At 72.0% G+C, this 11,447-nt stretch carries 11 protein-coding genes; 7 read left to right on the forward strand and 4 right to left on the reverse strand.

The features are described from left to right. Positions 1 to 12: 12 nt before the first annotated feature. The 4 genes from ACQBAS_RS09390 to ACQBAS_RS09405 all read left to right on the forward strand — a co-directional run bounded on the left by ACQBAS_RS09390 (position 13) and on the right by ACQBAS_RS09405 (position 4,357). The gene (locus ACQBAS_RS09390; protein ID WP_427383533.1) at positions 13 to 1,575 is read left to right on the forward strand and encodes a substrate-binding domain-containing protein; all 1,563 of its coding nucleotides are present in this window, start codon (positions 13 to 15) and stop codon (positions 1,573 to 1,575) included. Positions 1,576 to 1,764: 189 nt separating this feature from the next. Then, a complete protein-coding gene (locus ACQBAS_RS09395) occupies positions 1,765 to 2,538 on the forward strand; it encodes a phosphate ABC transporter ATP-binding protein (RefSeq protein WP_427385616.1) in 774 nt (257 codons plus the stop codon). Between the two features lie 23 nt (positions 2,539 to 2,561). Continuing rightward, positions 2,562 to 3,344, forward strand: a complete 783-nt coding sequence (locus ACQBAS_RS09400; RefSeq protein ID WP_427383534.1) for a lytic transglycosylase domain-containing protein — start codon at positions 2,562 to 2,564, stop codon at positions 3,342 to 3,344. Positions 3,345 to 3,424: 80 nt separating this feature from the next. Then, positions 3,425 to 4,357 carry a GNAT family N-acetyltransferase gene (locus tag ACQBAS_RS09405; protein ID WP_427383535.1) on the forward strand — a complete coding sequence of 311 codons (933 nt, stop codon included), beginning with the start codon at positions 3,425 to 3,427 and terminating at the stop codon, positions 4,355 to 4,357. A gap of 4 nt (positions 4,358 to 4,361) precedes the next feature. On the opposite strand, the gene ilvD is transcribed toward ACQBAS_RS09405, so the two are convergent. From ilvD to ACQBAS_RS09420, 3 genes are all read right to left on the reverse strand, one after another. Further along, positions 4,362 to 6,104, reverse strand: coding sequence for a dihydroxy-acid dehydratase (gene ilvD / locus ACQBAS_RS09410; RefSeq protein ID WP_427383536.1), 1,743 nt, complete (start codon positions 6,102 to 6,104; stop codon positions 4,362 to 4,364). Between the two features lie 101 nt (positions 6,105 to 6,205). Beyond that, a complete protein-coding gene (locus tag ACQBAS_RS09415; RefSeq protein WP_427383537.1) occupies positions 6,206 to 7,609 on the reverse strand; it encodes an AAA family ATPase in 1,404 nt (467 codons plus the stop codon). Next, the gene (locus ACQBAS_RS09420) at positions 7,606 to 8,271 is read right to left on the reverse strand and encodes a hypothetical protein (protein WP_427383538.1); all 666 of its coding nucleotides are present in this window, start codon (positions 8,269 to 8,271) and stop codon (positions 7,606 to 7,608) included. The genes ACQBAS_RS09415 and ACQBAS_RS09420 overlap by 4 nt, the downstream gene beginning before the upstream one ends. Positions 8,272 to 8,781: 510 nt before the next feature. Here ACQBAS_RS09420 and ACQBAS_RS09425 point away from each other — a divergent pair. The 3 genes from ACQBAS_RS09425 to ACQBAS_RS09435 all read left to right on the forward strand — a co-directional run bounded on the left by ACQBAS_RS09425 (position 8,782) and on the right by ACQBAS_RS09435 (position 10,853). Beyond that, entirely contained in the window at positions 8,782 to 9,000 is a 219-nt protein-coding gene (locus tag ACQBAS_RS09425; protein WP_427383539.1) for a helix-turn-helix domain-containing protein, read from the forward strand. A gap of 131 nt (positions 9,001 to 9,131) precedes the next feature. Then, entirely contained in the window at positions 9,132 to 9,503 is a 372-nt protein-coding gene (locus ACQBAS_RS09430; RefSeq protein WP_427383540.1) for a YciI family protein, read from the forward strand. Between the two features lie 30 nt (positions 9,504 to 9,533). Then, entirely contained in the window at positions 9,534 to 10,853 is a 1,320-nt protein-coding gene (locus tag ACQBAS_RS09435; protein WP_427383541.1) for an RNA polymerase sigma factor, read from the forward strand. Here ACQBAS_RS09435 and ACQBAS_RS09440 read toward each other — a convergent pair. After that, the gene (locus ACQBAS_RS09440; RefSeq protein WP_427383542.1) at positions 10,834 to 11,364 is read right to left on the reverse strand and encodes a hypothetical protein; all 531 of its coding nucleotides are present in this window, start codon (positions 11,362 to 11,364) and stop codon (positions 10,834 to 10,836) included. The two genes, ACQBAS_RS09435 and ACQBAS_RS09440, sit on opposite strands and share 20 nt — an antisense overlap. Positions 11,365 to 11,447 lie beyond the last annotated feature (83 nt).

The following is an 11,447-nucleotide window of genomic DNA, read 5'->3' on the forward strand; positions in this document are numbered from 1 at the left end:
AAAGTGATCCTCATGTCGCGCAAGCTGATGACCGTCGCGGGAGTCCTCGCTCTCGCGGGCACCGCCCTGGCCGCCGCTCCGGCCCAGGCCGACCCCGCCTTCACCGTCAAGACCACCGACGTCATCGGCGTCGGTTCGGACACCACCATGCTGGCCGTCACGGCGATCGCCGATGGCGCCACGGTCGGGGGCGTGAAGGTCCCCGGCTACAACGAGGGCCGCACCACCGGCCGCATCGCCTCGTGGGACGCCCTCGTCGGCGGCAACTCCCCCACGATCAGCCTCTACTCCGGCGCCCCCGCGATCCCGCGGCCCAACGGCTCGGGCGCCGGCAAGGCCCTCCTCTACGGCCCCGGCAACAACCCGGACGTCGACTTCGCGCGCTCGTCCTCGTCGCTGAACGACGCCGAGAAGAACGCCGGCCTCCAGCAGATCCCCTTCGCGCTCGACGCCCTCGAGTCCGCCTCGGCCAAGACGACGAACGTCCCGGCCAACCTGACCATCGACCAGATCGTCAAGATCTACAAGGGCGAGGTGCAGGACTGGGCCCAGGTCGGCGGCATGCCCGGCACGATCGTCCCGCTCATCCCGCAGACCGGCTCGGGCACGCGTTCCTTCTTCCTCGGTGAGCTCAAGAAGGCCAACGGCGGCGTGGACGTCACGCTCGCCGCCTCGGTCAAGGAGACGCAGGAGCACAGCGACGTCGACGTCAAGAGCAACCCGAACGCGATCGTCCCCTTCTCCGTCGGCCGCGCGAAGCTCGCCGGCACCGTCAAGCTCCACACCGGCTGGCGTGCCGAGCGCGCCGTCTACAACGTCGTCCGCGGCACCGAGCTGGGCACCTACACGGGCACGGGCGTCTTCGGCAGCGCCGGCTTCGTCTGCTCCCCGCAGGCCAAGCTCCTCATCGAGGCCGGCGGCCTCGAGCAGCTCGCCGTCGCCCCGAACGGTGTCTGCGGTGAGCCCACGCAGGCCGCGACGACCGACTTCCGCACCAACACGGCCACGGTCCGCGCCACGACGACGACCCTCTCGGCCGTCCGCTCCGGCAACAACGCCGCCACGCTGAAGGCCACCGTCGCCGCCGGCGGCGCCGCCGCCCAGGGTGCGGTGAAGTTCTACGACGGCTCGAAGTACCTCGCGACGCTGACGATCACGCAGGGCACGGCGAGCCTCAAGAAGTCCGGCCTCACGGCGACCAAGCACACCTTCAAGGCCGTCTACGTCCCGACCGCCGGCACGAACTTCACCGGCTCGACCGGGTCGAAGGCGCTCGCCGTCAAGACCGGCTCCACCGTCGCCTACACGGGTGACCGTACGATCTCGCGCCTGGCCTACGCCAAGTTCGCGATCAAGGTGCGCCGCACGGACTCCACGACCGTCCGCCCGCAGGGCAACCTCTACGTCTACAAGAACGGCGTGAAGATCAAGTCCTACACGCTGGACGTCTGGGGCAACCGCAACATCTCCATCCCGCCGACGACGAAGGCCGCCCGGTACCTGGTGAAGGTCTCCTACGCGGGTTCCACCTACGTCAACCCGTCCTCCGCCTCCTTCTACGTCACCACCTCCTGATCGGCGGGGCCCACGCCCCACCACCATCCCCCGGGGGTGGGTCGTCCACACGGACGGCCCACCCCGTCGGGGTCACCGGCCCCACCACCACCAAGGATTCCCGTGAGCGAGACCACCACCCACGTCGACCCGCGCGACCTGCTGTCGCCCGACCCGACGGTGGTCGACGACCCGCCGCTGTCGGCGCCGCTGGCCACGCTCGAGGGCCGTGACGTGTCGGCCTGGTTCGGCGAGCGGAAGGTGCTCGACCGCGTCTCGCTCACGATGCACGCCGGCGAGATCACCGCCCTCATCGGCCCCTCCGGGTGCGGCAAGTCCACCTTCCTGCGGATCCTCAACCGCATGCACGAGCTCGTGCCCATCGCGTCGATGGCCGGCGAGGTGCTGCTCGACGGCGAGGACATCTACCGCCCCGAGAAGAAGCTCATCGAGGCCCGCCGCCAGATCGGCATGGTCTTCCAGAAGCCCAACCCCTTCCCCGCCATGTCGATCCGCGAGAACGTGCTCGCCGGCCTCAAGCTCACGGGCACGAAGGCGAGCCGCTCCGAGAAGGACGACCTCGTTGAGGAGTGCCTCATCCGCGGCGGCCTGTGGAACGAGGTCGCCGACCGCCTCGACGCCCCCGGCGGCGGCCTCTCCGGCGGGCAGCAGCAGCGCCTGTGCATCGCCCGCTCGCTGGCCATCAAGCCGCGTGTGCTGCTCATGGACGAGCCCTGCTCCGCCCTCGACCCGACGTCGACGCGCGTCATCGAGGAGACGATGCACGAGCTCGCCCGCGAGGTCACCATCGTCATCGTCACCCACAACATGCAGCAGGCCCAGCGTGTGTCCGACCGCTGCGCCTTCTTCCTCGCCTCGCACGGCACGCCGGGCGCGATCGTCGAGCACGGAGACACCCGCTCGATGTTCGAGAACCCGCAGGACCAGCGCACGCACGACTACGTCAACGGGCGATTCGGCTGAGCCGCGGGTCGCGCGGGAGGGTCGTGCCGGCCGTCGTCGCTGGCGCGGCGGCCCTCGTCACCCTGCTCGGGGCGACGGGATGGGCGGTCGGTCAGACGGACCGCACCGCACCGGAGGCGCTGACCGCGCTGCCCGGCGTCGGGCTGGACGCACCCCCGCTCGTGGAGGTGGCTCCCGAGGCGGCAGCGGACCCGGCGCCCACTGGCCCACCGAGCGTCGCGGCATCGGACGTGCCCGCGGTCGACGACGGCTGGGTCCGGCGCGTCGCCGCCGCCACGGGCATTCCTCCGGTGGCGATGCTCGCCTATGGCCGCGCGGCGCTGCGCCTGCGGAGCGCCCAGCCGGGCTGCCGACTCGGCTGGCCGACCCTGGCCGGGATCGGCGCCGTGGAGTCCGATCACGGGCGGCATGGGGGCGGCGGCCTCGACGGCGCCGGACGCACGACGATTCCCATCCTCGGACCGGCCCTCGACGGGTCGGAGGGGCTGGCCGCGATCCCGTCGACGGCCGACTCGCAGCGCTGGCACGGCGACCCGCTGTGGGACCACGCCGTCGGCCCGATGCAGTTCATCCCGTCGACGTGGACCCGTTGGGGCTCCGACGGAAACGGGGACGGAGTGGCCGACCCGACCAACATCAACGACGCGGCGTGGACCGCGGCCCGCTACCTCTGCGCGAGCGGCGCCGACCTCTCGACGACGGCCTGGGGCGACGCGATCCTCACCTACAACGAGGACGCCGACTACGTGCGCGCCGTGCATGCCCACGCCTCGACCTACGCCGCCCTGGCGCGCTCCGCCGGCTGATCCCCTTCCCCCTGCCGTCCCCCGCCATGGGGCGGCGAAAACCGATGGCGCAGCGCCGCGCTGCTCGGGACACTCGGAGCATGAACGAGCTCGTCTCCGCCGTCCCCGAGGACCTCACCGTACGGCCGCTGACGATGGCGGACGCGCCGGCCGTGACGGCCCTCATCGCGGCGAGCAACACCCTCGACGTCGGCGAACCCGTCATCGAGGAGGCCGACGTCGTCGGCGACTGGCAGCGGCCGATCTTCGACCTGGCCACGCAGTCGGTGGGGATCTTCGAGGGTGAGACGGTGGTCGGCTACGCCGAGGTCTCCGAAGGTCGCTGGGCGACCGGGGTCGTCCATCCCACCGCGCGGGGTCGCGGCCTCGGGACCGCCCTGGCTCGGTGGACCCACCGCGTGGCGCGACGGGACGGCGGGACCCTGGTCGGCCAGCCCGTCCCGGAGGGCTCGTCCGGCGCGGCGTTGCTCACGTCCCTGGGCTACCGGCTCGCGTGGTCATCGTGGGTGCTCAGCCTCCCCGCCGATCGCGAGATCGCCCGGTACCCGCTTCCGCCCGGACACACGATCCGCGCCTCGAGCGGGGACACGGACGAGCGGGCCGCGCACGTCGTCATCGAGGACGCGTTCCTCGAGTGGGCGGACCGCCCGCGCCGACGGTTCGACGACTGGTCGGCGACGACGGTGCGCCGCCCGGGGTACGAGCCGTGGCACCTGAGGCTGCTCACCGACGCCGAGGGCGCGGTCGTCGGAGCCCTCTTCCTCATCATCGACGGGGAGATCGGCTTCGTGGCCATGCTCGCCGTCCGCCGCGACCGCCGCGGTGAGGGTCTGGCCCGGGCGCTGCTCGCGGACGCGTTCACGATCGCCCGCGCGCACGGCGCCACCCGGTCCGAGTTGTCGACCGACACCCGGACCGGCGCCCTCACGCTCTACGAGCACATCGGGATGGAGGTCACCTCCACCTGGGTGCACCTCGTGCGTGACCTCGACGAGGTCGACGGCGAGGCCTAGGGCGTCACTCGCAGACGGCGCCGAGGCTGGCGGACTGGACGAGCTTGCGGTACTTCGCCAGGACGCCGCGGGTGTACTTCGGCTCGGGCGCGGTGACGCCCTCCTCGCGACGACGGTCCATCTCGGCCTCGTCGACGAGCACGTCGAGCGTGCCCGCGCTGACGTCGAGGCGGATCGGGTCGCCGTCTCGCACGAAGGCGATCGGGCCGAGGTCGACGGCCTCGGGCGCGACGTGGCCGACGCACAGGCCCGTTGTGCCACCGGAAAAGCGTCCGTCGGTCAGCAGGAGCACGTCCTTGCCGAGCCCGGCACCCTTGATGGCGCCGGTGACGGCGAGCATCTCGCGCATCCCCGGACCGCCCTTGGGGCCCTCGTAGCGGATGACGACGACGTCGCCCGCCTTCAGGGTGCCCTCGGCGACGGCGTCCATCGCGCCGCGCTCGCCGTCGAAGACGCGCGCCGTGCCCTCGAACACCTCGGAGTCGAAGCCGGCCGACTTCACGACCGCACCCTCGGGCGCCAACGACCCCTTGAGGATGGTGAGGCCGCCGGTGGCGTGGATCGGGCGCTCCATCTGACGGATGACGCTGCCGTCGATGTGCGGCGGGTTGAGCTCGTCGAGGTTCTCCCGCATCGTCTTGCCGGTCACGGTGAGGCAGTCGCCGTGGAAGAGCCCGGCCTCGAGCAGGGACTTCATGACGACGGGGATGCCGCCGATGTGGTCGATGTCCTTCATGACGAACTGGCCGAAGGGCTTCACGTCCGCCAGGTGGGGCACCTTCGCACCGATCCGCGCGAAGTCGTCGAGCGTCAGGTCGACGTCGGCCTCGCGGGCGATGGCGAGCAGGTGCAGCACGGCGTTGGTCGAGCCGCCGAAGGCCATGACGACGGCGATCGCGTTCTCGAAGGCCTCCTTCGTCATGATCTGACGCGCGGTGATCCCGCGGCGCAGCATCTCGACGACGGCCTCGCCGGACTTGCGGGCGTAGCCGTCGCGGCGACGGTCGGTGGCCGGCGGGGCGGCCGAGCCCGGCACGGACATGCCGAGCGCCTCGGCGACGGCGGCCATCGTGTTCGCGGTGTAGAAGCCGCCACACGCGCCCTCGCCCGGGCAGATCGCCCGCTCGATGGTGTCGACGTCTTCGCGCGACATGGTGCCGGCGGCGCACGCTCCGACCGCCTCGAAGGCGTCGATGATCGTGACCTCCTTCTCCGTGCCGTCGGAGAGCTTCGCCACACCGGGCAGGATCGAGCCGGCGTAGAGGAAGACGGAAGCGAGGTCGAGGCGCGCGGCCGCCATGAGCATGCCGGGCAGGGACTTGTCGCAGCCGGCGAGGAGCACGGAGCCGTCGAGGCGCTCGGCGCTCATGACGGTCTCGACGGAGTCGGCGATGATCTCGCGGCTGACGAGCGAGAAGTGCATGCCCTCGTGGCCCATCGAGATGCCGTCGCTGACCGAGATCGTGCCGAACTCGAGCGGGTAGCCGCCGGCCGCGTGGACCCCGTCCTTGGCGGCCTTGCTCAGGCGATCCAGGGAGAGGTTGCAGGGGGTGATCTCGTTCCACGAGCTCGCGACACCGATCTGCGGCTTCGCCCAGTCGTCGTCGCCCATCCCCACGGCGCGGAGCATGCCGCGCGAGGCGGACTTCTCGATGCCGTCGGTGACGTCGCGGCTACGCGGCTTGATGTCGATGCCGTCAATGGCGGTGGACGTCTCGGCGGTCGCTCCGGTCGCGGTGTCGGTCATGACCGCAGTCTAGGAGGGCCTGTCCGACAGGTGGAACCGCATCTCACATCGCGTCCGATCACCGGCGGGTGAGATCACCGGCGGGTGAGGTCGCCGGCGGGTCAACGGCGGCGAAGGAGGCCGCGCCGGCCGGTCCGGCTCGGCGCCGTGACCGTGTCGGGCGCCACGACGGCCGCCACCGCCCGCAGCTCAGCCGCGAGCGCCGACCCCGGCGCGTGCTCGAGGACCGAGCGCCCGGCGAGCATCGCCGCGTCGAGGGTGTCCGGATCCCACCCGACGAACTGCACCTGCTCGATCCCCGCGAAACGCAGCAGCGCCTCGGCGATCCGGGCATGCGGATCCGACCCGACGGCCGCGGCACGCACCTTCGTCACGACGACGTGCGGCCGGGGTGAGGGGATGGTGGCCACGGACTGGACCGCGCGCACGAGCCGCTGGAGCCCCACGGGGTCTCCCGAGCCGACGGCCACGAGTTCGGTGGCCTGGGCGAGCGCGGCCAGGGTCGTGACGTTGCGGCGGGGCGCGCTCGTGTCATAGCTCAGCTCCTCGTCGTCCTCGATGCTGAAGCCGCAGTCGACGACGACGTGGTCGGCGAGCGAGCGGGTGAGGTCGAGGACGTGCTCGATCGCGTCGGCGCGCAGCTCCGGCCAGCGGTCGGCCCGCGGCAGTCCGGTCAGGACGCGCAGGCGCGGTGAGACCTGCGGCGCGAGGCGGGCCAGGGCGGGCAGGTCGAGAGTCCCCTGCTCCGAGGCCCGAGCCGCCGCCGCCACCCCGGGCGCCTCGTCGAGCAGCGACAGCGCCTGCCCGATGCTCGCTCCCCACGTGTCGGCGTCGACGAGCACGACCCGCGAGCCCGCCTCCGCGAGCGCGGCGGCGACGTTGATCGCGATGGTCGTGCGCCCCGGCGCGCCGGTCGGCCCCCACACGGCGATCAGCCGCCCACGGCTGGCGAAGGGGGCCGCAGCGGCCTCGTCGACCGGCCAGTCATCGCGTGATCCGGCACCGCGTGATCCGGCATCGCGTGATCCGGCACCGTGTGATCCGGCCTCGTGTGGTTCGGCTCCGTCCGCACTGGTCTCGTCGGTCTCGTCGGGGCCGAGCCGGGCGGACGCCAACGCCGGGTCCAACCCGGCCGCATCGATCCACGAGGCGTCCGACTCGTCGTCGGCGGGCGCGAGGGCCTGCCCGAGTTCCTCGGTCCCCGCGTTCTCCCACACGACCGCGCTCACGCCGAGCTGGCGCAGGCGCCGCTCCCCCGCCTCGTCGGCGGCGAGGCCGACCACGCGCAGCCCGGCGCGACGCAGTTCGCCGATGACGCCACGGTCGCAGCCACGCAGGGCGGCCGAGACGAGGGCGGCGTCACCGAGGGCGGCCGCAGCGGCGGCCCGCAGGTCCGCGAGGTCGGCGCAGCGTCTGGCCAGCTCGATCCCGGGCGCGCCCTCGAGTCGCTCGATGACGGACGCCTCGACGTGCGGCACGAGGGCGGTCAGGACCCGGACGCTCATGCGGCGGGCCTCGGCGCGGACCCCGGCGCGAGGACGATCTCGAACCGGTCCTTGGCGACCTTGTGGTCGATGGCCTCCTGGACGTCGTCGACCGGGACGAGCACGTCGACCTCGAGGGACTGGCTGCCGCCGATGATCGATCCGGTGGTCTCCGGGACCCGCGCGACCGTCGCCCCCTCGAGCAGCAGGCTTGTCTTGCCGTAGGTCTCGGCGACGTCCCCCTTCACCCGTTCGGCGACGTAGACGTTGACGAGGGACCCCTTCGCGAGGCGCGCGACGACCTTGTCGTCGGCGGGCAGCGGCACCTGTTGGACGCTGACGGACGACCGGCTGCCGACCGCTGAGGCAGGCACCAACTCCCCTTCGCGCACGTCCCGCAGGATCCGTGCGCCGGCTGGCAGCGCCTCGGCTGCGGAGAGGTAGTCGGCCGTCTCCTCGGTGAGCGCGACGTCGACGCGCACGACGTCCTCGGGGCCGAGTTCCTGTCCGACGACGAGCGGACCGGCGGCGGCGTAACGGGCCACCCGGTGGTCCGCGCTGCGCACGGCGTAGGCCCCCAGGACGACGGACACGAGGACGAGCAGGAGCCCCGTGAGGAGTCGCGCGTCCTTCCACGAGGGCGGCTTCAGCCGGTCGGCGGTGGGCATGGTCAAGTCAGGCACTGCGTTTTCCCCCTGCACATGGTTCGGCCGGTCAGGTGTCCGGCCGCACGGCCCGGACGCCCCGTCGATCATGACCCAGCGGGACCGATCTCGCTCGTCGTCATCCACAGGCCCCGCCCCACCACCCGCCGAGGAATGGACACCTGATGTCCCAAACTCGACCGAAGGGGGCCGGTCGCCCCGAGGAATGGACACCTGATGTCCCAAACTCGACCGAAGGGGGCCCGGTGCCCCGAGGAATGGACACCTGATGTCCCAAACTCGACCGAAGGCGGCCCCCAGCCCCCAGGAATGGACACCTGATGTCCCAAACTCGACCGAAGGGGGCCGGGTGCCCCGAGGAATGGACACCTGATGTCCCAAACTCGACCGAAGGGGGCCCGGTGCCCCGAGGAAGGGACACCTGATGTCCCACACTCGAGGGAGCGCCATCCACAGGGAACGACCACCTCCACCAGTCAACGGACCCACCGCGTGCCAAACTGGATCGTCCGACGCGAAAGGGACCCCATGGCCAAGCGATTCATCCAGCTGTCCGAGGTGAGCGAGATCCTCGACATCTCGTCCGCTCAGGCCTACGCCCTCGTCCGCTCCGGCGACCTGCCCGCGATCAAGGTCGGCGGTCGTGGCCAGTGGCGCGTCGAGGTCACCGAGCTCGAGGCCTACATCCAGCGGATGTACGCGCAGACGAAGCAGGCCGTGACGTCGGACCCCGCCGCCCTCGACTGACGCGCAGCCTCCGAAGCCGGGTGCAGCCAAAGATTTTCGTGGAGCCGGTGTCGCAGACGCGGCCACGCGTTCGTGGGGATGATGAGGATGGAGCACGAGCGCTCCTCCCACGACACCACCAGGAGCACACGATGACCCAGTACATGATCTCCGTGATCGGCTCGACCACGGACGCCACTCCCGCACCCGAGGACATGGAGCGCCTCTTCGCTCAGGTCGGCGCCTTCAACGACGACGTCAAGGCCAAGGGCCACTGGGTCTTCGCCGGCGGCCTGCAGCCGATCGAGGACGCCACCGTCGTCGACGCGACGGGCGACGACGTCGTCATGACCGACGGCCCCTTCGCCGAGTCGAAGGAGTTCATCGGTGGCTTCTGGGTCATCGAGGCACCCGACCTCGACGTCGCCCTCGAGCTCGCCGCCCGTGGATCGAAGGCGTGCGAGGGCAAGGTCGAGGTGCGCCCCTTCCAGTCCGACGACGTGGAACTCAACGAGGGCGCCTGACGGCATCGCGCCGGGACCGCACGGACACGGATGACCACCGACGGGCAGGACGTGACGGACGAAGGGGCGATCGAGCGTGTCTTCCGCGAGGAGTTCGGCCGGATAGTCGCGACCTTGACCCGCCGCCTGGGCCGCCTCGACCTCGCCGAGGACATGGCCCAGGAAGCCTTCGCCGAGGCTCTCCGCCGCTGGCCGGCGGAGGACCTCCCGCCCAACCCGGGCGCCTGGCTCACGGTGACGGCCCGCCACCGGGCCATCGACCGGATCCGTCGCGAGGCGGTCGGCGCGCAGCGGCAGGAGGAGGCTCACGTGCTGCACGGAGCCACCCCACGCGACCCCGCCGACGACGCCGTCGAGCGGGTCGAGGAGCCCGATGGGATCCTCAGCCGCCTCACCGCCGGTGGCTCGTCCGCGAGTGCGAGCGCGATGACCGACGAGCACCTGCGCCTCTTCTTCACGTGCGCACACCCGGCGCTGTCCCCCGAGACCCAGGCGGCACTGACCCTGCGCCTCCTCGGCGGGCTCAGCGTCGCCGAGGTCGCCGGGGCCTTCTTCGTGCCCGAGCGGACGATGGCGCAGCGGATCACCCGCGCCAAGCGCAAGATCCGCGACGCCAACATCCCCTTCCGCGTCCCCCGCGATCATGAGCTGCCGGGGCGCCTGCACGCCGTCCTCACGACGATCTACCTCATCTTCAACGAGGGCTACCTCCCCTCCTCGGGCGACGCCGCCATCCGCACCGACCTCTGCCACGAGGCAATCCGCATCGCCCGCGTCCTCCGCTCCCTCATGCCGGACGAACCGGAGGTGGCCGGGCTGCTCGCCCTGCTCCTGCTCACCGAGGCACGTCGCCCCGCCCGGGTCGCCGACGGCGTCCTCGTGACCCTCGACGAGCAGGACCGCTCGCTGTGGGACCGGGAGCTCATCGCCGAGGGCCACGCCCTCGTGCGGGAGTGCTTGCGGCGCAACCGTCCCGGGCACCACCAGCTGCTGGCCGCGGTCAACGCGGTGCACACCGATGCGGCGCGCGCGTCGGAGACGGACTGGACTCAGGTGCTGGCGCTCTATGACCAACTCGTCGTCGTGACACCGACGCCCGTCGCCCGACTCAACCGGGCGGTCGCGCTCGCGGAGGTCCGTGGACCGGCCGCGGGGCTGGCCGAGGTCGACGCCCTGGACCTGACCGGCTACCACCCCTTCCACGCGACGCGGGCCGACTTCCTGCGTCGCCTCGGCCGGACCGACGAGGCCCGCGCCGAGTACGACCTGGCCCTCGCATCGGCCACCAACCCGGCCGAAGCCGCCCTGCTGCGCGCCCGGCGAGCCGGCCTCAGCGCACCACCCGGATGACGTCCAGGGCGGCGAAGGGGATGACCCGCGCCGCGAGCACGTTGTCGCGCCGTCGAGCCTCGTCGGGGGCGTGTTCGCTGAGGTCGAGGGCGTCGGAACCGACGGCGTCGATCGTGCCGTGCCACGTCCGGCCCGAACGGTCCGTGACGGCGACGACGGCCCGGTCGCGGCTGAGCCCGCGAAGGGCGTAGCCGAGCGCGAACCGCCGCGCGATCGCGGCGTCCCCGGCGCGCGGGCGCAGGCCCGTGAGGCAGGCCACCGCCTCGAGGGGGACGAGCGCCTGACCGACGAGCAGCCACCCGTCGCCATGGTCGTCGAGCGTCCCGGTGACCACCGCCCCGGAGTGGGTGCGCACCTCGAGGTCCTCGCCGACGTGGGCGGCCAGCCGCTCGGTCAGTCCGATGCCGGCTCGCTCGGCGCGCGTCCGGTCGGCCACCTCGGCGTCCTGGTCGCGCCTCGCCTCCGCCGCCCACTGCGACTCCATGTCGTCGAACAACCGCTCCCACCGCATGGCCTCACCCTAGGCCGACACCACCGGTTGCGCGCACCATCCGTCGGTGTTTCACTTCAGTCGATGTCAAACGACATCAAACG

It is taken from the genome of Janibacter zhaoxuefangae, assembly GCF_050271985.1.
In the GTDB taxonomy this organism is placed as follows: domain Bacteria; phylum Actinomycetota; class Actinomycetes; order Actinomycetales; family Dermatophilaceae.

Bases quoted from the DNA above. Each gene is read 5' to 3' on its own strand.
- ACQBAS_RS09405 (WP_427383535.1), top strand. From the start codon at position 3,425: ATGAACGAGCTCGTCTCCGCCGTCCCCGAGGACCTCACCGTACGGCCG.
- ACQBAS_RS09390 (WP_427383533.1), top strand. From the start codon at position 13: ATGTCGCGCAAGCTGATGACCGTCGCGGGAGTCCTCGCTCTCGCGGGC.
- ilvD (WP_427383536.1), bottom strand. From the start codon at position 6,104: ATGACCGACACCGCGACCGGAGCGACCGCCGAGACGTCCACCGCCATT.
- ACQBAS_RS09435 (WP_427383541.1), top strand. From the start codon at position 9,534: ATGACCACCGACGGGCAGGACGTGACGGACGAAGGGGCGATCGAGCGT.
- ACQBAS_RS09430 (WP_427383540.1), top strand. From the start codon at position 9,132: ATGACCCAGTACATGATCTCCGTGATCGGCTCGACCACGGACGCCACT.
- ACQBAS_RS09415 (WP_427383537.1), bottom strand. From the start codon at position 7,609: ATGAGCGTCCGGGTCCTGACCGCCCTCGTGCCGCACGTCGAGGCGTCC.
- ACQBAS_RS09425 (WP_427383539.1), top strand. From the start codon at position 8,782: ATGGCCAAGCGATTCATCCAGCTGTCCGAGGTGAGCGAGATCCTCGAC.
- ACQBAS_RS09440 (WP_427383542.1), bottom strand. From the start codon at position 11,364: ATGCGGTGGGAGCGGTTGTTCGACGACATGGAGTCGCAGTGGGCGGCG.